This is a genomic window from Pseudomonas sp. PDM30 (assembly GCF_019218985.1).
Taxonomy (GTDB): Bacteria; Pseudomonadota; Gammaproteobacteria; order Pseudomonadales; family Pseudomonadaceae; genus Aquipseudomonas; species Aquipseudomonas jessenii.
Genome location: NZ_JAHUWM010000002.1, coordinates 279,352 through 302,028, shown reverse-complemented (window position 1 = coordinate 302,028; position 22,677 = coordinate 279,352). Strand labels below are relative to the sequence as shown.

The window sequence follows — 22,677 nt, the reverse complement described above, 5'->3', positions numbered from 1 at the left end:
GGTTTTTTGCGAACGATGCGGCGCCTTATTTCAGGCCGGACATCTTCTGGATGGCGCCTTTGAGCTCGGCGTCTGCACAATCGGCGCAGGTGCCTTTTGGCGGCATCGCGTTGATGCCGGAGATCGCCTTGGCGAGCAAGCCGTCAACACCACCTTCTTTCTTGGCACGTTCGCCCCAAGCGGCGGCATCACCGACTTTCGGCGCGCCCAACAGGCCTGTACCGTGGCAAGCGTTGCAATGCTTTGCAATCACTTCATCCGGGGTTTTCGCACCACCACCGCCGCCAGCGGAAGCGGCCACTTCCATGCCCTTGCACTCTTTACCCTGAACACAAACCTGGCCGACTGGCTCAAGGCGTTTGGCAATATCGTCGTTGGTCGCAGCCTGAGCGCTGACACTGACAGCCCATAGGGCCAATACGGTTGCTGGTGCAGCCAGCATTTTCATAATTAGGTTCACGCGTTCACCCTCAATGGTGGCTAGTCACGCCTACGGCCACGGTTCGCAGGCGGGCGCAAGTATAGCGGTAAGCCCGCCGCACTGAAACAACCCCAAAGTCGGAGGGGTCTTAGGCCGCGACGGAAAAACAGCCCGGGCGCCTCTGCGATGCTGGCAGGACGCCTCTTTTCTTAGAAATTCGCTGGTGTGGCTGCGCTGATTAGTCGCGCTGGCACATCGAACGGATTACGGAAACGGTGTGGCTTGGTACTTTCAAAGTAGTAGCTATCGCCGGCTTCGAGGACAAAAGTTTCGAGACCGACCACCAGTTCCAATTTTCCTTCGACCAGGATGCCGGTTTCCTCGCCCTCATGGGTGAGCATCTCGTCACCGGTATCGGCGCCTGGCGGATAGATTTCATTGAGGAATGCGATGGCCCGGCTCGGGTGCGCCCGACCGACCAGCTTCATGGTCACGGCACCATCGGAAATATCGATCAGCTCGTTGGCCTTGTAGACGATCTGGGTCGGTTTTTCCTGCAGGATTTCTTCGGAAAAGAACTCGACCATGGACATGGGAATCCCGCCCAACACCTTGCGCAGCGAACTGATCGAAGGGCTCACGCTGTTCTTCTCGATCATCGAAATCGTGCTGTTGGTGACCCCCGCCCGTTTGGCGAGCTCACGCTGGGAAAGGCCTTTGAGCCTACGGATGGATTGCAGTCGTTCACCGACGTCCAAAGCTTGCGCCTCCAGGATTCAGATTGTTGGAATATTGAGCGTTATCATGGCGACAGCGTTCAGTATTTACAACACCTTGACCTGAATCCTGCTCAGCGAGGCGACTTCCGGTCTGGAGCCCTGCTCACTAAGCCCCGGAATAGAGCAGTGGCACTCGGCGCAGGTTGCAGAAGATCTGGTAAGGAATCGTGCCGGCAGCCATGGCCACATCACTGGCGAGGATGTTTTTGCCCCACAACTCGACGGTCGAACCGAGACCGGCCTGCGGCACATCGGTCAGGTCGATACAGAGCATGTCCATCGATACCCGGCCGATCAACTGGCTGCGCTGCCCGGCAACCAGCACTGGCGTGCCGGTCGGTGCCAGACGTGGGTAGCCGTCGGCGTAACCCATGGCCACCACGCCAATGCGCATCGGTTTGGGGGTGATGAATTTGGCGCCGTAACCGACGGGCTCGCCAGCCGGCAACTCGCGCACACTGATCACCTTCGATTCCAGGGTCATGACCGGTTGCAGCCGCGATGCTACTTCGTTGGCCTCTTCGAACGGCGTGGCGCCATAGAGCATGATGCCTGGGCGCACCCAGTCACTCGGTATCTGCGGCCAACCGAGCACCGCCGGCGAGTTACGCAGGCTGACCTCGGCGGACAAGCCCTTGCGCGCCGCTTCAAATACTGCCACCTGCTCCGCGCTGGCCTGTTCGTGCAGTTCATCGGCACGCGCAAAGTGGCTCATCAGCACCACTTTCGCGACCTTGCCGCTGGCCAGCAGCCGTTGATAGGCCGCTTGATAATCCGTCGGGTGCAGCCCCACGCGATGCATGCCCGAGTCGAGCTTCAGCCACACGGTGATCGGCTTGCTCAACGCGGCGTTTTCGATGGCTTCGAGCTGCCACAGCGAATGCACCACGCACCAGAAATCATGCTCGACGATCAGCGCCAGCTCGTCGGCTTCGAAAAAGCCTTCCAACAGCAGGACCGGCGCACGAATGCCCGCCGCCCGCAGCTCCAACGCCTCTTCGATGCAGGCCACGGCAAACCCGTCCGCCTCGGCTTCCAGCGCCTGGGCGCAACGCACCGCGCCATGGCCATAGGCATCGGCCTTGATCACCGCGAGGGCACGAGCCCCCGTGAGTTCACGGGCGATCCGGTAGTTGTGACGCAGGGCTTGAAGGTCGATCAGGGCACGGGCAGGACGCATGGCGGCAGACTTCTGGTCGGGTTATCGGGAAGAAAAACCGGTGCTGGCTGACAGCGTTAACCACCAACAGCACCGGGAGAGGGATCTTTTCTGACAGGCTTATGGCAGAGCGGCGACAACCGACAACTCGACCAGGATTTCCGGTTCGCACAATTTCGCTTCAACGGTGGCTCGGGCGGGAGCGACGCCTTTTGGCAGCCACTTGTCCCACACCGCGTTCATGCCTTCGAAATGCGCGTCGATGTCCTTCAGGTAAATCGTCACCGACAGCAGATTGTGCTTGTCGGTGCCGGCCAGATCGAGCAACCGCTCGATGTTGGCGAGAGTTTCACGGGTCTGCTGTTCAATCCCGGAGTTCATGTCGTCGCCCACCTGTCCGGCCAGGTAAACCGTGCCGTTATGGGTGACGATCTGACTCATGCGCTCATTGGTGAGCTGGCGCTGGACTGACATGCTTAGCAGACTCCTGGGTTTTGTTGCCGTAACGGGAAATATCGAGACCTTCGGCGCTGATCTGCGGCTTTCTCTTGGCCATCAAGTCAGCAAGCAAGCGACCGGAGCCACAGGCCATGGTCCAGCCGAGCGTGCCGTGACCGGTGTTCAGGAACAGGTTCTTGAACGGTGTGGCGCCTACGATTGGCGTGCCATCTGGAGTGGTCGGGCGCAGGCCGGTCCAAAAGCTCGCTTCGGCCAGATTGCCGCCCTGAGGATAAAGGTCGTTGACGATCATCTCCAGGGTTTCGCGCCGGCGCGGATTCAGCGACAGGTCAAAACCGGCGATCTCCGCCATGCCGCCAACGCGGATGCGGTTGTCAAAACGGGTGATCGCGACCTTGTAGGTCTCGTCGAGAATGGTCGAAGTCGGGGCCATTGCCGGGTTGGTGATCGGCACGGTCAGGGAGTAGCCCTTGAGCGGGTACACCGGCGCCTTGATCCCCAGTGGTTTGAGCAGTTGCGGCGAGTAGCTGCCAAGCGCCAACACGTAGCGGTCGGCGGTTTCCAGCTTGCCGTCGATCCATACGCCGTTGATGCGGTCACCGGCGAAGTCGAGGCGCTGAATGTCCTGGTCGAAACGGAATTGCACACCGAGGTTCGCGGCCATCTCGGCGAGCTTGGTGGTGAACATCTGGCAGTCGCCGGTCTGGTCGTTCGGCAGGCGCAAGGCACCGGCGAGAATGTCAGTGACGCTGGCCAGCGCCGGCTCAACGCGGGCAATACCTTCACGGTCGAGCAATTCGAACGGCACGCCGGACTCTTTCAGCACGGCGATGTCTTTCGCGGCGCCGTCCAGTTGAGCCTGGGTGCGGAACAGTTGGGTGGTACCGAGGCTACGGCCTTCGTAGGCAATGCCGGTTTCGGCACGCAGTTCATCGAGGCAGTCACGGCTGTACTCGGACAGACGGACCATGCGCTCCTTGTTCACCGCGTAACGGCTGGCGGTGCAGTTGCGCAGCATCTGTGCCATCCACAGGTACTGGTCGATGTCGGCCGTGGCCTTGATCGCCAGTGGCGCGTGGCGCTGCAACAGCCACTTGATGGCCTTGAGCGGCACGCCCGGCGCGGCCCACGGCGAAGCATAACCCGGCGAGACCTGCCCGGCATTGGCGAAACTGGTCTCCATGGCAGCGGCCGGCTGCCGGTCCACAACCACCACTTCAAACCCGGCACGGGCCAGATAATAAGCACTGGTGGTACCGATGACGCCGCTACCCAAGACCATGACGCGCATTTTCATATCCCTCATCGCGGCTAACCGCTGACGTTTGTTATTCAGAGCTTCAGATGTGCGCAGTGTAAAAAAGATTTGCCAGTGCATTTCACTATATAAGCGCCTATATTTGGCGACAATTCTCGGCAAAAACCCTTTTCACGGAGGCGCATCCCCTATGCGTACCAACACTCAGACCAAACGTGAGCTGGACAAGATCGACCGCAACATCCTGCGGATCCTGCAAGCGGACGGGCGGATTTCCTTTACCGAGCTTGGGGAAAAGGTCGGGCTCTCGACCACGCCCTGTACCGAGCGGGTCCGGCGTCTGGAGCGCGAAGGGATCATCATGGGCTACAACGCCAGGCTCAATCCGCAGCATCTGAAGGGTAGTCTGCTGGTGTTCGTCGAGATCAGCCTGGACTACAAATCCGGCGATACTTTCGAAGAGTTTCGACGTGCGGTGCTGAAGTTGCCCCATGTGCTGGAGTGCCACCTGGTGTCAGGGGATTTCGACTACCTGGTGAAGGCGCGGATTTCCGAGATGGCCTCGTACCGCAAATTGCTGGGCGACATCCTGCTCAAGCTGCCCCACGTGCGCGAGTCCAAGAGTTACATCGTGATGGAAGAGGTGAAAGAGAGCCTGACTCTGCCGATTCCGGATTGAAGATTTTCCGGTGTCTGTTCCGACCCCATCGCGAGCAAGCTCGCTCCCACAATGAACCGGTTTTGAACACAAAATTCAGGCAGACTCAAATACCTGTGGGAGCGAGCTTGCTCGCGATTGAGGCAACTCGGTCCACCTGAAGACCCGCTGTTTTAAACCAACACCTGCCGGGTACTGGCCATGTACTCGAACACCTGCTTCTCCACCCGCGGATGAATCAACTCCACTGGCCCACGTCCATTGGGGCACGGCAAGGTCTTGGTGGTACCGAACAACCGGCAGATCAGCGGCCGCTCGTCATACACCGTGCAACCATTGGGCCCCAGGTGCACACAGTTGAGTTCTTCCATGGCGGCATCCTGCTCGGCGCGGGTCTTGCGCGGCAGGCGTGACATTTCTTCCGGCGAGGTGGTCACCGGCCCGCAGCAGTCATGGCAGCCGGGAACGCACTCGAACGAGGGAATCTGCTGTCGCAATGTGCGGATTGTCTGACTGTTGCAGCTCATTGAAGCGGTGACCAATAGCGGAATAGAGCGCGATTCTGACGCAAAAGCCCCGATCCAGACAGCACCAGCCGACCAATGTTGCCCGTCCGGGAAGGTCCGGCTTATGCTCCGTCAAGCTTTCTAAACGCAAGCATCAGGAACACGCACATGAATGCCCGTGCTCAACAGCCTGCAATGAACCACACCGCGTCCTACTACGCCGCCAGCAGCCTGCCGCAACCCGAACTTCCGGCGCTCCAAGGCGAAGTGCTGGCCGATGTCTGTGTGGTGGGCGGTGGGTTTTCGGGGTTGAACACGGCGCTTGAGCTGGCCGAACGCGGCCTCAGCGTAGTGTTGCTTGAAGCCCATCGAATCGGCTGGGGCGCCAGTGGACGCAATGGCGGGCAACTGATTCGCGGCGTCGGCCACGGCCTCGATCAGTTCACCAACGTCATCGGTGTCGAAGGTGTTCGGCAAATGAAACTCATGGGCCTGGAAGCCGTGGAAATCGTCCGGCAACGGGTCGAGCACTTCCAGATCCCCTGTGACCTGACCTGGGGATACTGCGACCTCGCCAACAAGCCCCGTGACCTTGAAGGTTTCGCCGAGGATGCCGAAGAGCTGCGCAGCCTCGGTTATCGCTACGAGACCCGTTTGCTGCAAGCCAACGAGATGCACACCGTGGTCGGCTCTACGCGTTACGTCGGCGGCCTGATCGACATGGGCTCGGGGCACCTGCATCCACTGAACCTGGCCCTGGGCGAAGCATCCGCGGCACAACGATTGGGGGTCCAGTTGTTCGAGCACTCGGCCGTGACCCGCATCGACTATAGCCCAGAGGTCAAGGTCCATGCCGCCGAGGGCTCGGTGCGCGCCAAGACCCTGGTACTGGGTTGCAATGCCTACCTCAATGACCTCAACCCGGAACTCAGCGGCAAAGTCCTGCCTGCCGGCAGCTACATCATCGCCACCGAACCATTGAGCGAAGAACGGGCCCACGCCCTTCTGCCGCAGAACATGGCGGTCTGTGACCAGCGCGTGGCGCTGGACTACTACCGACTCTCGGCGGACCGGCGCCTGCTGTTTGGTGGTGCCTGCCATTACTCCGGCCGCGACCCCAAAGACATCGCTGCGTACATGCGTCCGAAAATGCTGGAGGTCTTCCCGCAACTGAGTGCGGTGAAGATCGATTACCAATGGGGCGGCATGATCGGTATCGGCGCCAACCGCCTGCCGCAGATCGGGCGACTCAAGGACCAGCCGAATGTGTATTACGCCCAGGCCTATTCCGGTCATGGCGTGAACGCCACGCACCTGGCCGGCAAGCTGTTGGCCGAAGCCATCAGCGGCCAGCACAGCGGCGGCTTCGATCTGTTTGCCAAGGTGCCGCACATCACATTCCCGGGTGGCAAGCATTTGCGTTCGCCGTTGCTGGCATTGGGAATGTTGTGGCATCGGTTTAAAGAGTTGGTCTGAAGGTTTAGCTGAGCCTGTACCGACGCCATCGCGCGCAAGCTCGCTCCCACAGTGTTTGGCGGTGTTCACAAAATTTGTGTTCACCACCGTTCCTTGTGGGAGCGAGCTTGCTCGCGATGAGGCCCTGAAGAACACTGCAAAACTCAGATCCGCCAGAAGGGCTTCAGCCCCTCCTCTCGCGCCTGCTCCCGCGTCAGCCCGATATCCTGGAGCTGGTCAGCCGTCAGGGCCAGCAACGCCTTGCGCGTGTGCAGGCGACGCCAGAACCGGTCCCAGCGATTCAGGCCGGACGACGCATTGCCCATGCCCCCCTCCCGCGTGCCGTTGTTCTGCCCGGTCGCCAGCTCCTGACTGTGTAACGTCAGCCGCACATCGCTCAAACCGTTCATCTTGGATGCTCCTGTTTACTTGGGTAGCCAGAGGTTCCATGATGCGTGGGCGCGCAAGAGCATTACAGATTCAAAACAACTGTATTAACTCCATACAGTTTTGCCGATTCCGCCACTGAATCCCGATTTTTCGCCCGATCTGTACTGGTTAACCGAATCACCCTTATCGAGGCTGCACCATGACCCTTTACGTCAACCTCGCCGAATTGCTCGGCACACGTATCGAACAGGGCTTCTATCGCCCCGGTGACCGGCTGCCTTCGGTTCGGGCGCTGAGCGTCGAGCACGGCGTCAGCCTGAGCACAGTGCAGCAGGCCTATCGGGTGCTGGAGGACAGCGGGCTGGCCATGCCTCGGCCCAAGTCGGGGTACTTCGTCCCGGCCAGCCGCGAACTGCCGGATTTGCCGGCAGTCGGCCGCCCGGCCCAACGGCCGGTGGACATTTCCCAATGGGATCAAGTGCTGGAGTTGATTCGCGCCGTTCCGCGCAAAGACGTGGTGCAACTGGGTCGCGGCATGCCGGACATCACCAGTGCGACCATGAAACCGCTGCTGCGTGACCTGGCGCGAATCAGCCGTCGGCAGGACATGCCCGGCCTGTATTACGACAACATCCACGGCAACCTTGAACTGCGCGAACAGATCGCTCGCCTGATGCTCGATTCCGGCTGCCAGTTGAGTGCCAGCGAACTGGTGGTGACCACTGGATGCCATGAAGCGCTGTCCACCAGTATTCGCGCGATCTGCGAGCCCGGCGACATTGTCGCGGTGGACTCGCCGAGCTTTCACGGCGCGATGCAGACCCTCAAGGGCCTGGGCATGAAGGCCCTGGAAATCCCCACCGATCCACTGACCGGCATCAGCCTCGAAGCGCTGGAACTGGCCCTGGAACAGTGGCCGATCAAGGTCATACAGTTGACCCCCAACTGCAACAACCCGTTGGGCTACATCATGCCGGAGTCGCGCAAACGCGCGTTGTTGACGCTTGCGCAGCGCTATGACGTGGCGATCATCGAGGACGATGTGTATGGCGAACTGGCCTACACCTACCCGCGTCCGCGCACGATCAAGTCCTTCGACGAGGACGGTCGCGTCCTATTGTGCAGTTCGTTTTCCAAGACCCTGGCACCCGGCCTGCGCATCGGCTGGGTCGCGCCCGGTCGCTATCTGGAACGGGTACTGCATATGAAATACATCAGCACCGGATCCACCGCGCCACAACCGCAGATCGCCATCGCCGAATTCCTTAAAGGTGGCCACTTCGAACCGCATTTGCGGCGGATGCGTACGCAATACCAGCGCAATCGCGACATGATGATTGATTGGGTGACCCGCTACTTCCCGGCCGGCACCCGCGCCAGTCGCCCACAGGGTAGCTTCATGCTGTGGGTCGAATTACCGGAAGGTTTCGACACCCTGAAACTGAATCGTGCATTGCACGACCAGGGCGTACAGATTGCCGTGGGCAGTATTTTTTCCGCCTCGGGCAAGTACCGCAATTGCCTGCGCATGAACTACGCTGCCAAGCCAACACCGCAGATCGAAGACGCAGTACGCAAGGTCGGTACGACAGCGATCAGACTGCTGGCGGAAAACGATCAGCTCAGCGACTGAGCTTTCTTCGGGAATCAGCATCCATATACCTATCTGCGCCGCCAAACGGAGTTGGCGGCGGCGTTTCAATGCCTGGCTGAGCAATTCGGTTGGCTGAGGAAGATGTTGTAAGACTCGACCGCCACAGTTCTGCGATGCTCATCAGGCTGGCTGAGCGGCGCCAAACGCCCCTTGCCTCGACACCACAATCAGCACGCCCAAGGCCCCCACTGCCATCAGCAACGGCAACGCATGGCCGTTGATCCACTGGCTGCCGGCACCCGCCAGCAGCGGCCCGACCAAGCAACCAATCCCCCACAGCTGTGCAATATGCGCGTTGGCCCGCACCAGTGCATCGTCGCGATAACGCTCGCCGATCAGGATCAGTGACAAGGTGAACAAGCCACCGGCACTGGCGCCAAACAAGACCCACAGCGGCCAGATCAGCAGTGTGTCGATCAGCATCGGAATCGCCAGGCTCGACACCAGCAAGACGACTGCGCAGCCGGTAAACAACGCCCGGCGCGACAAACGATCGGCCAACGCACCAATCGGCAATTGCAGCACCGCATCGCCGACGACCACCGTACTGACCATCGCCAGAGCGATCTCCGTGGTGAAGCCCTGGCGCAGGCAGTAGACCGGCAACAGCGTCAAAATCATCGCCTCGAACGCGGCGAACAGCGACACCGCCCAGGCAATCGCCGGCAGGCCACGACAAAACTCAAGCAAATCACGCAGGGTCACGCTGCTGGCTTCACTGCTCGGCGCGCCACTGCGGCCCAGCAACAGGAACGGAGCCGCCATCAGCAAACCGACGCCCACCCAAAAGCCATAGTCATGCTCGGTACCGAGGAAGCCCAACAACACCGGCCCCGCCAGCTGACTCAATGCGTAGCTGCTGCCATACAGCGCCACCAGCCGCCCGCGCCATTGCTCGACCACCAGTTGATTGATCCAGCTTTCACCGATGATGAATACAAGGGTCAGGATCACCCCGATCATCAGCCGCAGCACCAACCAGATCGGATAGCTCGGCAACAGCGCCAGCAAACCGATCGAAATCGCCCCGGCCCACAGGCACAGGCGCATCAGATTGGCCGTGCCGAATCGCGCCGCCAGATGGCTGGAGATTTTCGCCCCCAGCAGGACGCCGATGGCTGGCATCGCGGCCATCACGCCAATGGCAAACGAGCCGTAGCCCCAGCTTTCCAGGCGAAACGACACCAGCGGCATGCTGACACCCAAGGCCAGGCCGACACTCAGGACAGATGCCAAAACGGCGAAATAAGTCGCCCAACGCATGTTCCACGCTCCTGTGGATACTTTTATGTACAACACAAAACATTGTGGGAGCGAGCTTGCTCGCGATGACGGAACAACATTCAACATTGAAGTCGACTGTTACACCGCTATCGCGAGCAAGCTCGCTCCCACAAGGGATCTGTGTCGTTCGGGAGGCCTGCTCTACAACAGACCTCCCTTAACGGCTTACAACTTGATCCAGGTCGCCTTCAGCTCGGTGTATTTGTCGAACGCGTGCAGGGACTTGTCGCGGCCGTTGCCGGATTGCTTGAAGCCACCGAACGGAGCAGTCATGTCGCCGCCATCGTACTGGTTGACCCACACGCTACCGGCACGCAGTGCGCGGGCGGTGAGGTGGGCCCTGGAAATGTCGGCCGTCCAGACCGCAGCGGCCAGGCCGTACGGTGTGTCGTTGGCGATCGCGATGGCTTCTTCGGCGCTGTCGAATTCGATGACCGACAGTACCGGGCCGAAGATTTCTTCCTGGGCGATTTTCATCGCATTGCTCACACCATCGAAAATCGTCGGCTCAACGTAAGTACCGCCAGTTTCCTGGAGCGTACGCTTGCCACCGGCCACCAACCTGGCGCCGTCGGCATGACCGGACTCGATGTAGGACAGTACGGCGTTCATCTGCTGGGTATCGACCAGCGCGCCAACATTGGTCGCCGGATCCAGCGGATTGCCCGGCTTCCAGGCCTTCAGCGCCTCGATCACCAGCGGCAGGAATTTGTCCTTGATCGAACGCTCCACCAGCAGGCGCGAACCGGCGGTGCAGACTTCGCCCTGGTTGAAGGCGATGGCGCCAGCAGCGGCTTCGGCAGCATCCTGCAGATTCGGCGCATCGGCGAACACGATGTTCGGGCTCTTGCCGCCGGCTTCGAGCCAGACTCGCTTCATGTTCGACTCGCCGGAGTAGATCAGCAATTGCTTGGCGATTTTGGTCGAGCCGGTGAATACCAGGGTGTCGACGTCGTTGTGCAGGGCCAAGGCCTTGCCGACGGTGTGACCGTAACCCGGCAGCACGTTCAGCACGCCTTTCGGGATGCCGGCTTCGACAGCCAGTTCAGCGATGCGGATGGCGGTCAGCGGGGATTTTTCGGACGGCTTGAGGATCACCGAGTTGCCGGTGGACAGCGCAGGACCGAGTTTCCAGCACGCCATCATCAGCGGGAAGTTCCACGGCACGATGGCGCCCACAACACCCACCGGCTCACGGGTCACAAGACCCAACTGATCGTGCGGAGTGGCTGCCACTTCGTCGTAGATCTTGTCGATGGCTTCGCCGCTCCAGCTCAAGGCTTGTGCCGCGCCGGGAACGTCGATGTACAGGGAATCGCTGATCGGCTTGCCCATGTCCAGGGTTTCAAGCAGGGCCAGCTCTTCGGCGTGCTGTTTGAGCAGGCCGGCAAAACGGATCATGGTGGACTTGCGTTTGGTCGGCGCCAGACGCGACCAGACACCAGAATTGAACGTGGCGCGAGCGTTTTCCACGGCGCGCTGGGCATCGGCGGCGTCACAACTGGCAATCTTGCCGAGCAGACGGCCATCGACCGGGCTGATGCACTCGAATGTCTCGCCGGAAACGGCGTCGGTGTATTCGCCATTGATATAGGCGCGGCCTTCGATTTTCAGGTCGCGGGCACGTTGTTCCCAGTCGGCACGGGTCAGGGTGGTCATGCGAGTGTCCTCCTCTTATTGATACGACACCCGCGTTCTTCGCGGGCGCTGTCAGGAATTCTGCCCGGCCAGCCTGCTTTTCGGCCCAAGGCATCCACCACCCTAAACCAGCGGCAGGTGAAGTTTCAATATATTTGACATAACACCGGCAAACGGCCTTGCGATGTTCATTTTAATAAACATAGACTTTGGCGATACCCGTGTCCGGTATGACCGGACACCCACCACTCGCACCGCAATGACGGGGGAATACAACAATGAGCATCCAGAATATCGTCGACTTCAGCCAGGCCACCACCGCCGCCGAACGCTATCGCCCGGATCCGACCAAAGTACTGAAGGGTGATCCCGAGCAAGCGGTGTACAACCACTACAACAGCCCTTGCGGCCAATTGAACGCCGGCGTGTGGGAAGGGGCTGTCGGCCAGTGGACGGTAAACTTCACCGAACACGAATACTGCGAAATCGTGCAGGGGGTTTCCGTGATACGTGACCTCGACGGCAACGCCAAGACGCTGCGTGTGGGTGATCGCTTCGTGATCCCGGCAGGCTTTCGCGGCACCTGGGAAGTGCTGGAGCCATGCCGCAAGATCTATGTGGCGTTTGAACAGAAGGCTTGAAGCAAGATCATCGAAATACCCCAAAGCCCGTCCCCGGTGACGGGCTTTTTCACGGGCGGGCCCCGGCAAACATCGCGACACAGTACAACAGGTGATAAATGACCGGAGCTGCTCCAGTATTTCTTCACGGCATCCAAGACGGATGACGGGAGCAATTTCGCTCACTCACCAATTGCAAGGAAGCGGTAAATGACCATTGATTTGAAACAACACCTGGATACAGCCATTCAGTACATCGGCCGACAATACTCCGAAGAGCTGCGTGGAGAGCTCGCCAACAAGACCGGGCTGGCGGTACGTCCGAGGGGCATCGGGTTCATCATGACCAAAGACTACAATCCCGCACGGATCAATCTGCTGGTTGAAAACGAAATCATCACCCATGTCACCATGGGCAATTGATTTGCGCCAAACCATGCATCGCTCTACTCAGCACTGAAGCGCAATGACTTGATCAGGCTGAAAAGCTGTCCGTTTTTTCAAGCACAACAAAAAAGGCCCGTATCTCGCGATACGGGCCTTTTTCGTAAGAGGGAAAAATCAATTACTTGATTTTGCCTTCTTTGTAGATCACGTGCTTGCGAACAACCGGATCATATTTCTTGATCTCGATTTTGTCCGGAGTAGTACGCTTGTTCTTGTCGGTAGTGTAAAAGTGACCAGTACCGGCGCTCGAAATCAAACGAATCAATTCACGCATGATTAGCTCCCTTAAACCTTGCCATCGCGGCGAAGTTCGGCCAGCACGACAGTGATGCCACGCTTGTCGATGATACGCATGCCTTTGGCAGATACGCGCAGACGCACAAAACGTTTCTCTTCTTCAACCCAGAAGCGGTGATGCTGCAGGTTCGGCAGGAAACGACGACGGGTTTTGTTGTTTGCGTGGGAAATGTTATTCCCAGTCACCGGACCCTTACCGGTAACTTGACAGACTCTAGACATGCCTCAGCCCTCTAAAACCACATGCCCAACCCGGCATGGGTTGGCCGCTTAATCTCTCAGTCATTTGGCGCCAGGCGCCGCGTTTCTTTAGAGGTCTTACCGGCTACACCTACAGTGAAGGAACCGGGCCCCTAGAAAAGAGCGCTGCTTTATACCAGAAAGACTAGAGAGCAACAACATTCAGTGTGCGTTGAATTCACAAAAACCCCGTTTTTCTGGCTCCGAGCGCCTTGGACAAAGGCTATCGTCGATGGCGACCGCTCGTCGCAGAAAATCGTTCAGCGAGCCATCCAGGGGGTTTGCTCAACCGCTGCACAGCAAAATCAGTCGCCTATAGTCCCCTTAAAATGAAAAAGGGGATAGTCATTTGCAAAAGAGCCCACTAGGGTAAGCCTTTTCCAGACTGCACTTGCAGATGGGCCTTCGACCTGTATAGGAAGCCGACCATGCGCCTTGCTGCCCTACCGCTGTTGCTCGCCCCGCTTCTGCTGAGCCCACAGGCATTTGCCGCCGCCCTGAGCGTCTGCACCGAGGCCAGCCCTGAAGGGTTCGACGTGGTGCAGTACAACTCGCTGACCACCACTAATGCCTCGGCCGATGTGTTGATGAATCGCCTGGTGGACTTTGACACGGCCAGTGGCAAGGTGGTCGCCAGCCTCGCCGACAGCTGGGAAGTCAGCCCCGACGGCCTGACCTACGTTTTCAAGTTGCACCCGCTGGTGAAATTCCATCGCACCGAGTACTTCACTCCAACGCGCGACCTTAACGCCGAAGACGTGATTTTCAGCTTCGACCGTATGCTCGACCCGGTCAATGCGTGGCACAAAGTCGCCCAGAGCGGCTTCCCGCATGCGCAATCGATGCAATTGCCTGCATTGATCAAGAAGATCGACGCCCTCGATCCGCAGACCGTGCGCTTCACACTCGACCACCCGGATTCGACCTTCCTGGCGACCCTGAGCATGGGTTTCGCCTCGATCTATTCGGCCGAATACGCCGACAAACTGATGAAGGCCGGCACACCCGAGAAGCTCAACAGCCAGCCGATCGGCACAGGGCCGTTCGTTTTCACTCGCTTCCAGAAGGACGCCTCGGTTCGCTACAAAGCCAACCCCGACTACTTCGGCGGCAAACCCTCTGTAGATCCGCTGATCTTTGCCATCACCCCGGACGCCAACGTGCGCCTGCAGAAATTGCGCCGCAACGAATGCCAGATCGCCCTGTCGCCCAAGCCTCTGGACGTACAGGAAGCGCTGAAAGAGCCGACGCTGAAAGTCGAAAAGACTGACGCGTTCATGACCGCATTCGTCGGCATCAACAGTCAGCATCCGCCACTGGACAAGCCTGAAGTCCGCCAGGCCATCAACCTTGCCTTCGACAAGGCCAACTATGTCAAAGCCGTGTTCGAAGACACTGCCGAGGCGGCCAACGGTCCGTATCCGCCCAACACCTGGAGCTACGCGAAAGGCCTGCCGGGTTACCCTCACGACATCGCCAAGGCCAAGGCCTTGATGGCCAAGGCCGGACTCAAGGACGGCTTCCAGACCACCATCTGGACCCGCCCTTCCGGCAGCCTGCTTAACCCCAACCCAAGCCTTGGTGCCCAACTGCTGCAGTCTGACCTCGCGGAAATCGGCATTCAGGCCGAAATTCGCGTGATCGAATGGGGCGAACTGATCCGCCGCGCCAAGGCCGGTGAGCACGACTTGCTGTTCATGGGCTGGGCCGGTGACAACGGTGACCCGGACAACTTCCTCACGCCGCAGTTTTCCTGCGCGGGGGTCAAGTCTGGCACCAACTTCGCCCGCTACTGCAATCAGGACCTGGACAAGCTGATCAGCGCCGGCAAGACCACCGGCGAGCAAGGTGTGCGTAGCAAACTCTACGAACAGGCCCAGGCGCAGATCCAGCAGCAGGCGCTGTGGCTACCACTGGCTCACCCGACGGCCTTCGCGCTGACGCGCAAGGATGTCGAGGGGTATTCGGTCAGCCCGTTCGGCCGGCAGGACTACTCCAAGGTCAACCTCAAATAATCTGACACAACACAAAACCTGTGGGAGCGAGCTTGCTCGCGATAGCGGACTTTCAGGCAACATCAATGCTGAATGTGCCGACGCCATCGCGAGCAAGCTCGCTCCCACATGGAAAGCGTGCTTCTCACATCCTGCCTACATCCAGCCATACTCCGCCATCGACAACGGGTCGCCATCACCGATGATGAAATGGTCGAGCACCCGCACGTCAATCAACTCCAGCGCCTTTTGCAGGCGCTTGGTCAGCACCCGGTCGGACTGACTTGGGTCGGTGTTGCCCGAAGGATGGTTGTGACAGAGGATCAATGCCGCTGCGTTGTTGGCCAGGGCGCGCTTGACCACCTCTCGCGGATGAACGCTGGTGTTGTCGATGGAGCCGCGGAACAGCGTCTCGAACGCCAGTACCTGATGCCTGGAATCGAGAAACAGGCAACCAAACACCTCGTGTGGCTCGTGGCGCAACATCGATTTCAGATACTCGCGAACCGCGTGCGGACTCTCCAGTGCCGACTTATGGCGCGCACGCTCGGCCAGATGACGCCTGCTCATTTCTTGCGCAGCCTGCAACTGCGCAAATTTCGCCGGCCCAAGTCCCAACTGCTTGCTGAACGCTTCCTGATCGGCTTCAAGCAACAAACGCAGGCTGCCAAACTGATTCAACAGGTGTCGCGCCAGATCTACTGCACTTTTACCCACCACGCCGGTGCGTAAAAAGATCGCCAGCAATTCGGCATCCGAAAGGCTTCCCGCGCCCCGCTCAAGCAACCTCTCCCGCGGCCGTTCCGCCGCCGGCCAATCGCGAATACTCATAGCACCTCCCTGTCTGTGGGCACCGCTGTTCCGTAGCGGTCGCTGTGATATCGTAGCCCATCTTTTTTGCGGGCGAATTCACCCTGGGGAGGGGGTTTCGCCACGTATGTCACCAACGAATTGAAAGGCAGGCCTATGCAGCGGCTGTATCGGAAACGCATTGTTCTGGGCGTCGGCGGCGGTATCGCTGCCTACAAGAGCGCCGACCTGGTTCGCCGCCTGATCGATCAGGGCGCCGAAGTGCGCGTGGTCATGACCCGTGGCGGCGCAGAGTTCATCACCCCGTTGACCATGCAGGCCCTGTCCGGGCACCCGGTCCACCTGGACCTGCTGGACCCGGCGGCCGAGGCGGCCATGGGCCACATCGAACTGGCCAAATGGGCCGATCTGGTGCTGATCGCCCCCGCCACGGCGGACCTGATCGCCCGCCTGGCCCAAGGCATCGCCGATGATCTGCTGACCACGCTAGTGCTGGCCACCGACGCAGTGGTCGCCGTCGCGCCGGCAATGAACCAGGCGATGTGGCGCGATCCGGCGACCCAAGCCAACCTGCAAACCCTCGAAAGCCGCGACATCAGGGCTTTCGGCCCGGCCTCCGGCAGCCAGGCCTGCGGCGACGTCGGCCTGGGACGCATGCTCGAAGCCCTTGAACTGGCCCAGTGCGCTGCCGACTGCTTCCAGCGTCAGGCACTGACCGGCAAACACGTGCTGATTACGGCCGGCCCGACCCAGGAAAACATCGACCCGGTGCGCTACATCACCAACCACAGCTCCGGAAAAATGGGTTTTGCCCTGGCCGAAGCCGCTGTGGAGGCTGGTGCCCGCGTAACCCTGATCACCGGCCCCGTGCACCTGCCGACTCCGGATCGCGTCAACCGCATCGACGTGGTCAGCGCCCGCGACATGCTGGCCGCGTGTGAAGCGGCGATCCCTTGCGACCTGTTCATCGCCTCGGCAGCGGTCGCGGATTACCGTCCGGAAGTCGTCGCCCCGCAGAAACTCAAGAAAGATCCTACGAACGGCGACGGCTTGTTGCTACAGATGGTGCGTAACCCGGACATCCTGGCCACCATCGCCACCCGCCCCGACCGCCCGTTCAGTGTCGGTTTTGCCGCCGAGACCGAACACCTGCTCGATTACGCTGCACGCAAGTTGAAAGACAAGAACCTCGATCTGATCGTCGCCAACGACGTCGCCAACCCGAGCATTGGCTTCAACAGCGAAGAAAACGCCTGCAGCGTCATCGACCGTGAGCTTCACGCCACACTTTTCGCCCAGACCAGCAAGAGCAAGATTGCTCGCCAGCTGATCACTTTTATCGCCGAACGTCTGAACCAGGTTTAATTTACATGCACGCTTTGCAAGCCAAGATTCTCGACCCCCGCATCGGTACCGAATTCCCGCTGCCACAATACGCCACACCGGGCTCCGCCGGCCTCGACCTGCGCGCCATGCTGGAACAGGACACCGTGATCAAGCCGGGTGAAACCGTGCTGATCCCCACCGGCCTTTCGGTCTATATCGGCGACCCGAACCTGGCGGCGCTGATTCTGCCGCGCTCGGGGATGGGCCATAAGCACGGCATCGTGCTGGGCAACCTGGTGGGGCTGATCGACTCCGACTACCAAGGCCCATTGATGGTTTCCTGCTGGAACCGTGGTCAGACCGAGTTCACCATGCCGGTTGGCGAGCGCCTGGCGCAACTGGTGCTGGTACCGGTGGTGCAGGCTCACTTCGAGATGGTTGAAGAGTTTGTTGAAACCGAGCGCGGCACCGGCGGCTTCGGCCATACCGGCACCCGCTGATCCAGTCTTGCTCTTCTTGTGGCGGGGGATCTGGCTCCCTCGCCACAAAATTCAAATTGTCATCTGCAAGGTTTAGCTCCGGAAATCAAGGCATTGCCCGGTCAAACCCTTGTCGTCAGGGGCGTCATGGCCCTTTCACACCACGAACTCTCTGTGGAAAACGCCGTCATACCCTTCAGTTTGAACCTGCCGCCGAGTGAATCGGCGGCCTGTCCAGCCACTTTCGAGATGGAGCATTTCCACAGATGAACACCCCGGCCAACATCGCACCCAAGTTCCCTGACAGCATCTTCCGCGCCTACGACATCCGCGGTACCGTCCCGGAATTCCTGAACGCCGAAACCGCTTACTGGATCGGCCGCGCCGTCGGCTCCCAAAGCCTGGCCCAGGGCGAGCCAAACGTGTCCGTCGGTCGCGATGGCCGTCTGTCCGGCCCGGAGCTGGTCGCGCAACTGATCAAAGGCATCGCCGACAGCGGCTGCCACGTCAGTGATGTCGGCCTGGTCCCGACTCCGGCGCTTTACTACGCCGCCAACGTACTGGCCGGCAAATCCGGCGTGATGCTCACCGGCAGCCACAACCCGTCGAACTACAACGGTTTCAAGATCGTCATCGCCGGTGACACCCTGGCCAACGAACAGATCCAGGCCCTGCACGACCGCCTCAAGACCAACAACCTGAGCAGCGGCCAGGGCAGCATCACCCAGGTCGAGATCCTCGACCGCTACACCACCGAAATCGTCCAGGACATCAAGCTGGCCCGTCGCCTGAAAGTGGTCGTCGATTGCGGTAACGGCGCGGCCGGTGTGATCGCTCCGCAACTGATCGAAGCGCTGAACTGCGAAGTCATCCCGCTGTTCTGCGAAGTGGACGGCAACTTCCCGAACCACCACCCGGACCCGGGCAAGCCTGAAAACCTCGTGGACCTGATCGCCAAGGTCAAGGAAACCAACGCTGACATCGGCCTGGCCTTCGACGGCGATGGCGACCGCGTCGGCGTGGTGACCAACACCGGCAGCATCGTCTACCCAGACCGGTTGCTGATGCTGTTCGCCCGCGACGTTGTGGCGCGCAACCCGGGCGCCGAAATCATCTTCGACGTCAAATGCACCCGCCGCCTGATTCCGCTGATCAAGGAATACGGTGGCCGGTCGTTAATGTGGAAGACCGGTCACTCGTTGATCAAAAAGAAAATGAAACAATCCGGCGCCCTGCTGGCTGGCGAAATGAGCGGGCACATCTTCTTCAAGGAGCGCTGGTTCGGTTTCGACGACGGCATTTACAGCGCCGCGCGGTTGCTGGAGATCCTCAGCAAGGAAAAATCCTCGGCCGAAGAGTTGTTCGCGACCTTCCCGAACGATATTTCTACGCCGGAAATCAATATCCATGTGACCGAAGAGAGCAAATTCAGCATCATTGATGCATTGCACGATGCGCAGTGGGGCGAAGGCGCCGACCTGACCACCATTGACGGCGTGCGAGTCGACTATGCCAAAGGCTGGGGCCTGGTACGCGCATCCAACACCACACCGGTGCTGGTGCTGCGTTTCGAGGCCGATGACGAGGCTGAATTGCAGCGCATCAAGGACGTTTTCCACGCCCAGTTGAAGCGTGTTGCACCTGATCTCCAACTACCGTTCTGATTCACCCGGAGCCCTGAATGACCCTCGAACGCGAAGCCGCCGCCAACACCGCCAAGGTCCTGTCCGAAGCGCTACCTTACATCCGCCGTTATGTCGGCAAGACACTGGTGATCAAATACGGCGGCAACGCGATGGAAAGCGAGGAGCTGAAAACCGGCTTCGCCCGCGACATCGTGCTGATGAAGGCCGTGGGCATCAACCCGGTGGTGGTTCACGGTGGCGGCCCGCAAATCGGTGACCTGCTCAAGCGCCTGTCGATCGAGAGCCATTTCGTCGACGGCATGCGCGTCACCGACGCCGCGACCATGGACGTAGTTGAAATGGTCCTCGGCGGCCAGGTCAACAAGGACATCGTCAACCTGATCAACCGTCATGGCGGCAGCGCCATCGGCCTGACCGGTAAAGACGCCGAGCTGATTCGCGCGAAGAAACTCACCGTTACCCGTCAGACGCCGGAAATGACCACCCCGGAAATCATCGACATCGGCCACGTGGGCGAAGTAGTCGGCATCAATACCGACCTGCTGAACCTGTTGGTCAAGGGCGATTTCATCCCGGTGATCGCGCCCATCGGCGTCGGCGCCAACGGCGAGTCGTACAACATCAACGCTGACCTGGTGGCCGGTAAAGTCGCCGAGGCATTGAAAGCCGAGAAGTTGATGCTGCTGACCAACATCGCCGGCCTGATGGACAAGTCGGGCACGGTCCTGACCGGCCTGACAACCCAGCAAGTCGACGACCTGATCGCCGATGGCACCATCTATGGCGGCATGCTGCCGAAGATCCGTTGCGCACTGGAAGCGGTCCAGGGCGGTGTGGGCAGCTCGCTGATCATCGACGGTCGCGTGCCGAACGCGATCCTGCTGGAAATTTTCACCGATACCGGCGTGGGCACCCTGATCAGCAATCGCAAGCGTCACTGATTCAAGAACGTCATAAAGATCGCAACCTTCAGCGGCACCTACGGAAGTATGAATTTTCCGTAGGTGCTGACGAAGTCTGCGATCTTTTTTATGCGTGCAGGAAATGCCTCACTTCAGATAACGAAACGTCCGACATCATTAAGGAATCAATCTGCATAGGATCTTCCCTGCATCCACAGGAGATCTACCCATGCAAAAAGACCATGTTCCATACGGCAGTGACATTTCAGCAGGCACCTACGCCTGCGTAGACTGCGGATTTGAGTATTCAGGCCCGTCGCAAACATCAATGCCACCCTGCCCTGATTTCAAAAAGACCCCTCACACGCGCAAAGCCTGGAAAGTATTGACCGGCCAGGGCGACGCCCCGAATGACCCGTATCCGGAAAAAACCGACAAATCCGTCGAGAACAAAAAGGCCGAGACAACCAGCCCTGCGAGCAAAAGATAGCCACGGAGGCACTGAGCCATGCAGATCTCGTTCACGATCGACGCCCAGGCTTTCGAGCAGGAGCAGAAGGAACCGGTCAAGAAAACCCTGAAGATTTCCGACACGGAAATTGCTCATGCCTTACAGCGTATAGCCAAGGCGAGCCTGACTGAATACTTGAAAATGCTGGTTGAGGGCGGCATGCCGAGCCGGGCCGATGAAGCAAAACAGGACCGTTTGCTGTATCTGATTCAAAGCTACTTCGGGCAGACCCTGCCAACCGAATCGCAGATATCGACGATTTTCCAGCTGACTCAGAGCCAAAGCAAAACCTTGCTGAAAAACACGGTTTCACGCTTCCGCAATCAATTGGACGAGATCCTGCAGCACAGCATGCGAGCCGTGATCGAGTCTGCGGAGCACGCGCAGACCGTGTATCTGGTGGTGATCAGCTCGGACGTCATCCGCGATGAACTGAACATGCTGATCACCCAGAACGAGCCGACTTTCAAACCCATCATCAAACGCAAAGGCAGTGCCGGGCAGTTCGAAATCAGCGAGGATTCCCACGCGCTGCTGTGCCGGACACTGGGCCTGAATGCCGTTCAGTGACATCGTCGCGGTCAGTGGTTTGCTGCTGACCCTGACCACCTTCATGTTCAACCTGGCATGGCCAAAATTGCATGAAGCGTTGGAACTGGATGAAAAACAACCAGGCCCACTGGCCAGAAAACGTAGCCGAGAGAAGGTTTCAGGCGTTCTGCTCGGTTGCGCCCTGCCCCTGACCTGCGCCTTCACAGCACTTTTTTACGTCAACCTGCCGGCCGCCGCTCGAATCATGCGTGGCAGCAGACTGGATCTGTGGGATTTCGATGTGGACCGCACGCTTTACGTTCTAGTCGTCGTGGCACTGCTGGTGTTCGCGCTATTCAATCTGGGATTGGCACTAAAACTGATAGGAAAATGGCGAAGACTGCACTGACAGCACAAACAAAAAGCCCCTTGTAGGAGCGAGCTTGCTCGCGATGGGCGCCAGAGCAACGCGGGCTGCCAGGCACTCCGCATTATCGTTGACGTTTTTCGCGAGCAAGCTCGCTCCTACAGGGTCGGTGTGTCAGACACCGAACTGGGCGCGGTAGGCTTCCACAGCTGGCAGATGCTGCTTGAGCTGCGGATCGTCCGCCAGGAATTCCAGCACCTGGTTCAGCGAAACGATGCTGATGACCGGGATGCCGAAGTCACGCTCGACTTCCTGGATCGCCGACAACTCGCCGTTGCCACGCTCCTGACGGTTCAGGGCGATCAGCACGCCAGCGGCCTTGGCGCCGTCCTGGGAGGCGATGATCTGCATCACTTCACGGATGGCGGTGCCGGCGGTGATCACGTCGTCGATGATCAGCACTTCACCGGTCAGCGGTGCGCCAACCAGGCTGCCGCCTTCGCCGTGGGCCTTGGCTTCCTTGCGGTTGAAGCACCATGGCAGGTCACGGTCGTGATGCTCGGCCAGGGCCACGGCGGTAGTCGCCGCCAGCGGAATGCCTTTGTAGGCCGGGCCAAACAGCACGTCGAACGAAATGCCGCTCTCGGCAATGGCGGCGGCGTAGAAACGACCCAGCTGCGCCAAGGCCGAACCCGAGTTGAACAGGCCGGCATTGAAGAAGTAAGGACTGGTGCGCCCGGACTTCAGGGTGAACTCACCGAAGCGCAAAACGCCGCGATCGATGGCAAAACGGATGAAATCGCGCTGATACGCTTGCATGAAAAAACCCCAAATACCACGGATTTA

25 protein-coding genes and 1 pseudogene are annotated in these 22,677 nt (G+C 59.6%); 13 read left to right on the top strand and 13 right to left on the bottom strand.

Translation table 11 applies throughout. The features are described 5' to 3' along the window. Window positions 1–25: 25 nt before the first annotated feature. The 5 genes from KW840_RS05385 to dadA form a co-directional block, all read right to left on the bottom strand. The gene (locus tag KW840_RS05385; protein WP_057712758.1) at window positions 26–448 is read right to left on the bottom strand and encodes a cytochrome c5 family protein; all 423 of its coding nucleotides are present in this window, start codon (window positions 446–448) and stop codon (window positions 26–28) included. A gap of 182 nt (window positions 449–630) precedes the next feature. Continuing rightward, the gene (locus KW840_RS05380; protein ID WP_008023455.1) at window positions 631–1,179 is read right to left on the bottom strand and encodes a cupin domain-containing protein; all 549 of its coding nucleotides are present in this window, start codon (window positions 1,177–1,179) and stop codon (window positions 631–633) included. A gap of 127 nt (window positions 1,180–1,306) precedes the next feature. Further along, on the bottom strand, window positions 1,307–2,380 hold the full coding sequence (gene alr, locus KW840_RS05375; RefSeq protein WP_218494625.1) for an alanine racemase: 1,074 nt from the start codon (window positions 2,378–2,380) through the stop codon (window positions 1,307–1,309). 99 nt (window positions 2,381–2,479) lie between these two features. Next, window positions 2,480–2,833: a RidA family protein gene (locus tag KW840_RS05370; protein ID WP_218494624.1), complete on the bottom strand. Its 354-nt coding sequence runs from the start codon at window positions 2,831–2,833 to the stop codon at window positions 2,480–2,482. After that, a complete protein-coding gene (gene dadA, locus KW840_RS05365; protein ID WP_218494623.1) occupies window positions 2,805–4,109 on the bottom strand; it encodes a D-amino acid dehydrogenase in 1,305 nt (434 codons plus the stop codon). The genes KW840_RS05370 and dadA overlap by 29 nt, the downstream gene beginning before the upstream one ends. A 157-nt stretch (window positions 4,110–4,266) precedes the next feature. Here dadA and KW840_RS05360 point away from each other — a divergent pair, with 157 nt between their 5' ends. Beyond that, window positions 4,267–4,755, top strand: a complete 489-nt coding sequence (locus KW840_RS05360) for an Lrp/AsnC ligand binding domain-containing protein (protein WP_007975155.1) — start codon at window positions 4,267–4,269, stop codon at window positions 4,753–4,755. 152 nt (window positions 4,756–4,907) lie between these two features. On the opposite strand, the gene KW840_RS05355 is transcribed toward KW840_RS05360, so the two are convergent. Next, window positions 4,908–5,261, bottom strand: coding sequence for a YkgJ family cysteine cluster protein (locus KW840_RS05355; RefSeq protein ID WP_007975156.1), 354 nt, complete (start codon window positions 5,259–5,261; stop codon window positions 4,908–4,910). 147 nt (window positions 5,262–5,408) lie between these two features. Between KW840_RS05355 and KW840_RS05350 the strand changes: the two genes are divergently transcribed. Then, entirely contained in the window at window positions 5,409–6,716 is a 1,308-nt protein-coding gene (locus KW840_RS05350; protein WP_218494622.1) for an FAD-binding oxidoreductase, read from the top strand. 143 nt (window positions 6,717–6,859) lie between these two features. Here KW840_RS05350 and KW840_RS05345 read toward each other — a convergent pair whose 3' ends face one another. Continuing rightward, window positions 6,860–7,105 (bottom strand): DUF1127 domain-containing protein, encoded by a 246-nt coding sequence (locus KW840_RS05345; protein ID WP_218494621.1) that lies wholly within the window; start codon window positions 7,103–7,105, stop codon window positions 6,860–6,862. A gap of 179 nt (window positions 7,106–7,284) precedes the next feature. On the opposite strand from KW840_RS05345, the gene KW840_RS05340 reads away from it, so the two are divergent. Continuing rightward, the gene (locus tag KW840_RS05340; protein ID WP_218494620.1) at window positions 7,285–8,718 is read left to right on the top strand and encodes a PLP-dependent aminotransferase family protein; all 1,434 of its coding nucleotides are present in this window, start codon (window positions 7,285–7,287) and stop codon (window positions 8,716–8,718) included. A gap of 141 nt (window positions 8,719–8,859) precedes the next feature. Here the strand turns inward: KW840_RS05340 and KW840_RS05335 are convergent, their stop codons facing one another. Together KW840_RS05335 and KW840_RS05330 are read right to left on the bottom strand one after the other, a co-directional pair. Beyond that, entirely contained in the window at window positions 8,860–10,002 is a 1,143-nt protein-coding gene (locus KW840_RS05335; protein ID WP_057712752.1) for an MFS transporter, read from the bottom strand. Between the two features lie 186 nt (window positions 10,003–10,188). Beyond that, a complete protein-coding gene (locus tag KW840_RS05330; RefSeq protein WP_218494619.1) occupies window positions 10,189–11,682 on the bottom strand; it encodes an aldehyde dehydrogenase in 1,494 nt (497 codons plus the stop codon). Between the two features lie 257 nt (window positions 11,683–11,939). Between KW840_RS05330 and KW840_RS05325 the strand changes: the two genes are divergently transcribed. After that, window positions 11,940–12,302 (top strand): cupin domain-containing protein, encoded by a 363-nt coding sequence (locus tag KW840_RS05325; RefSeq protein WP_057712750.1) that lies wholly within the window; start codon window positions 11,940–11,942, stop codon window positions 12,300–12,302. 189 nt (window positions 12,303–12,491) lie between these two features. Next, on the top strand, window positions 12,492–12,704 hold the full coding sequence (locus KW840_RS05320; protein ID WP_057712749.1) for a hypothetical protein: 213 nt from the start codon (window positions 12,492–12,494) through the stop codon (window positions 12,702–12,704). Window positions 12,705–12,846: 142 nt separating this feature from the next. On the opposite strand, the gene rpmG is transcribed toward KW840_RS05320, so the two are convergent. Both rpmG and rpmB read right to left on the bottom strand, forming a co-directional pair. Then, entirely contained in the window at window positions 12,847–13,002 is a 156-nt protein-coding gene (gene rpmG / locus KW840_RS05315; protein ID WP_003177274.1) for a 50S ribosomal protein L33, read from the bottom strand. A gap of 11 nt (window positions 13,003–13,013) precedes the next feature. After that, the gene (gene rpmB / locus KW840_RS05310) at window positions 13,014–13,247 is read right to left on the bottom strand and encodes a 50S ribosomal protein L28 (RefSeq protein ID WP_007975166.1); all 234 of its coding nucleotides are present in this window, start codon (window positions 13,245–13,247) and stop codon (window positions 13,014–13,016) included. Window positions 13,248–13,693: 446 nt separating this feature from the next. Between rpmB and KW840_RS05305 the strand changes: the two genes are divergently transcribed. Next, window positions 13,694–15,280 (top strand): ABC transporter substrate-binding protein, encoded by a 1,587-nt coding sequence (locus tag KW840_RS05305; protein ID WP_218494618.1) that lies wholly within the window; start codon window positions 13,694–13,696, stop codon window positions 15,278–15,280. Window positions 15,281–15,415: 135 nt separating this feature from the next. On the opposite strand, the gene radC is transcribed toward KW840_RS05305, so the two are convergent. After that, window positions 15,416–16,090 (bottom strand): DNA repair protein RadC, encoded by a 675-nt coding sequence (gene radC, locus KW840_RS05300; RefSeq protein ID WP_057712747.1) that lies wholly within the window; start codon window positions 16,088–16,090, stop codon window positions 15,416–15,418. A gap of 135 nt (window positions 16,091–16,225) precedes the next feature. Between radC and coaBC the strand changes: the two genes are divergently transcribed. The 7 genes and pseudogenes from coaBC to KW840_RS05265 all read left to right on the top strand — a co-directional run bounded on the left by coaBC (window position 16,226) and on the right by KW840_RS05265 (window position 21,873). After that, window positions 16,226–17,434: a bifunctional phosphopantothenoylcysteine decarboxylase/phosphopantothenate--cysteine ligase CoaBC gene (coaBC, locus tag KW840_RS05295; protein WP_218494617.1), complete on the top strand. Its 1,209-nt coding sequence runs from the start codon at window positions 16,226–16,228 to the stop codon at window positions 17,432–17,434. 5 nt (window positions 17,435–17,439) lie between these two features. Beyond that, entirely contained in the window at window positions 17,440–17,895 is a 456-nt protein-coding gene (gene dut, locus KW840_RS05290) for a dUTP diphosphatase (protein ID WP_007975171.1), read from the top strand. A gap of 266 nt (window positions 17,896–18,161) precedes the next feature. Further along, window positions 18,162–19,538 (top strand): annotated as a pseudogene (locus KW840_RS05285) (phosphomannomutase/phosphoglucomutase); the annotation flags it as partial. A gap of 17 nt (window positions 19,539–19,555) precedes the next feature. Beyond that, on the top strand, window positions 19,556–20,461 hold the full coding sequence (gene argB / locus KW840_RS05280; RefSeq protein ID WP_053163877.1) for an acetylglutamate kinase: 906 nt from the start codon (window positions 19,556–19,558) through the stop codon (window positions 20,459–20,461). Between the two features lie 190 nt (window positions 20,462–20,651). Next, window positions 20,652–20,912 carry a hypothetical protein gene (locus KW840_RS05275; RefSeq protein ID WP_218494616.1) on the top strand — a complete coding sequence of 87 codons (261 nt, stop codon included), beginning with the start codon at window positions 20,652–20,654 and terminating at the stop codon, window positions 20,910–20,912. A gap of 18 nt (window positions 20,913–20,930) precedes the next feature. Beyond that, the gene (locus tag KW840_RS05270; protein WP_057712743.1) at window positions 20,931–21,503 is read left to right on the top strand and encodes a hypothetical protein; all 573 of its coding nucleotides are present in this window, start codon (window positions 20,931–20,933) and stop codon (window positions 21,501–21,503) included. After that, a complete protein-coding gene (locus KW840_RS05265) occupies window positions 21,490–21,873 on the top strand; it encodes a hypothetical protein (protein ID WP_150812730.1) in 384 nt (127 codons plus the stop codon). The genes KW840_RS05270 and KW840_RS05265 overlap by 14 nt, the downstream gene beginning before the upstream one ends. A 132-nt stretch (window positions 21,874–22,005) precedes the next feature. On the opposite strand, the gene pyrE is transcribed toward KW840_RS05265, so the two are convergent. Continuing rightward, complete coding sequence (pyrE, locus tag KW840_RS05260; RefSeq protein ID WP_027616815.1) at window positions 22,006–22,650, bottom strand: orotate phosphoribosyltransferase; 645 nt, start codon at window positions 22,648–22,650, stop codon at window positions 22,006–22,008. Window positions 22,651–22,677 lie beyond the last annotated feature (27 nt).

What these genes read in the sequence shown, in the direction of transcription:
- KW840_RS05270 (WP_057712743.1), top strand. Translation starts at nt 20,931, where the DNA reads ATGCAGATCTCGTTCACGATCGACGCCCAGGCTTTCGAGCAGGAGCAG.
- KW840_RS05320 (WP_057712749.1), top strand. Translation starts at nt 12,492, where the DNA reads ATGACCATTGATTTGAAACAACACCTGGATACAGCCATTCAGTACATC.
- KW840_RS05355 (WP_007975156.1), bottom strand. Translation starts at nt 5,261, where the DNA reads ATGAGCTGCAACAGTCAGACAATCCGCACATTGCGACAGCAGATTCCC.
- pyrE (WP_027616815.1), bottom strand. Translation starts at nt 22,650, where the DNA reads ATGCAAGCGTATCAGCGCGATTTCATCCGTTTTGCCATCGATCGCGGC.
- KW840_RS05265 (WP_150812730.1), top strand. Translation starts at nt 21,490, where the DNA reads ATGCCGTTCAGTGACATCGTCGCGGTCAGTGGTTTGCTGCTGACCCTG.
- argB (WP_053163877.1), top strand. Translation starts at nt 19,556, where the DNA reads ATGACCCTCGAACGCGAAGCCGCCGCCAACACCGCCAAGGTCCTGTCC.
- KW840_RS05305 (WP_218494618.1), top strand. Translation starts at nt 13,694, where the DNA reads ATGCGCCTTGCTGCCCTACCGCTGTTGCTCGCCCCGCTTCTGCTGAGC.
- dadA (WP_218494623.1), bottom strand. Translation starts at nt 4,109, where the DNA reads ATGCGCGTCATGGTCTTGGGTAGCGGCGTCATCGGTACCACCAGTGCT.
- KW840_RS05335 (WP_057712752.1), bottom strand. Translation starts at nt 10,002, where the DNA reads ATGCGTTGGGCGACTTATTTCGCCGTTTTGGCATCTGTCCTGAGTGTC.
- KW840_RS05275 (WP_218494616.1), top strand. Translation starts at nt 20,652, where the DNA reads ATGCAAAAAGACCATGTTCCATACGGCAGTGACATTTCAGCAGGCACC.
- KW840_RS05350 (WP_218494622.1), top strand. Translation starts at nt 5,409, where the DNA reads ATGAATGCCCGTGCTCAACAGCCTGCAATGAACCACACCGCGTCCTAC.
- KW840_RS05360 (WP_007975155.1), top strand. Translation starts at nt 4,267, where the DNA reads ATGCGTACCAACACTCAGACCAAACGTGAGCTGGACAAGATCGACCGC.
- KW840_RS05340 (WP_218494620.1), top strand. Translation starts at nt 7,285, where the DNA reads ATGACCCTTTACGTCAACCTCGCCGAATTGCTCGGCACACGTATCGAA.
- KW840_RS05345 (WP_218494621.1), bottom strand. Translation starts at nt 7,105, where the DNA reads ATGAACGGTTTGAGCGATGTGCGGCTGACGTTACACAGTCAGGAGCTG.
- rpmB (WP_007975166.1), bottom strand. Translation starts at nt 13,247, where the DNA reads ATGTCTAGAGTCTGTCAAGTTACCGGTAAGGGTCCGGTGACTGGGAAT.
- KW840_RS05330 (WP_218494619.1), bottom strand. Translation starts at nt 11,682, where the DNA reads ATGACCACCCTGACCCGTGCCGACTGGGAACAACGTGCCCGCGACCTG.
- KW840_RS05325 (WP_057712750.1), top strand. Translation starts at nt 11,940, where the DNA reads ATGAGCATCCAGAATATCGTCGACTTCAGCCAGGCCACCACCGCCGCC.
- dut (WP_007975171.1), top strand. Translation starts at nt 17,440, where the DNA reads ATGCACGCTTTGCAAGCCAAGATTCTCGACCCCCGCATCGGTACCGAA.
- radC (WP_057712747.1), bottom strand. Translation starts at nt 16,090, where the DNA reads ATGAGTATTCGCGATTGGCCGGCGGCGGAACGGCCGCGGGAGAGGTTG.
- coaBC (WP_218494617.1), top strand. Translation starts at nt 16,226, where the DNA reads ATGCAGCGGCTGTATCGGAAACGCATTGTTCTGGGCGTCGGCGGCGGT.
- KW840_RS05385 (WP_057712758.1), bottom strand. Translation starts at nt 448, where the DNA reads ATGAAAATGCTGGCTGCACCAGCAACCGTATTGGCCCTATGGGCTGTC.
- KW840_RS05370 (WP_218494624.1), bottom strand. Translation starts at nt 2,833, where the DNA reads ATGTCAGTCCAGCGCCAGCTCACCAATGAGCGCATGAGTCAGATCGTC.
- alr (WP_218494625.1), bottom strand. Translation starts at nt 2,380, where the DNA reads ATGCGTCCTGCCCGTGCCCTGATCGACCTTCAAGCCCTGCGTCACAAC.
- rpmG (WP_003177274.1), bottom strand. Translation starts at nt 13,002, where the DNA reads ATGCGTGAATTGATTCGTTTGATTTCGAGCGCCGGTACTGGTCACTTT.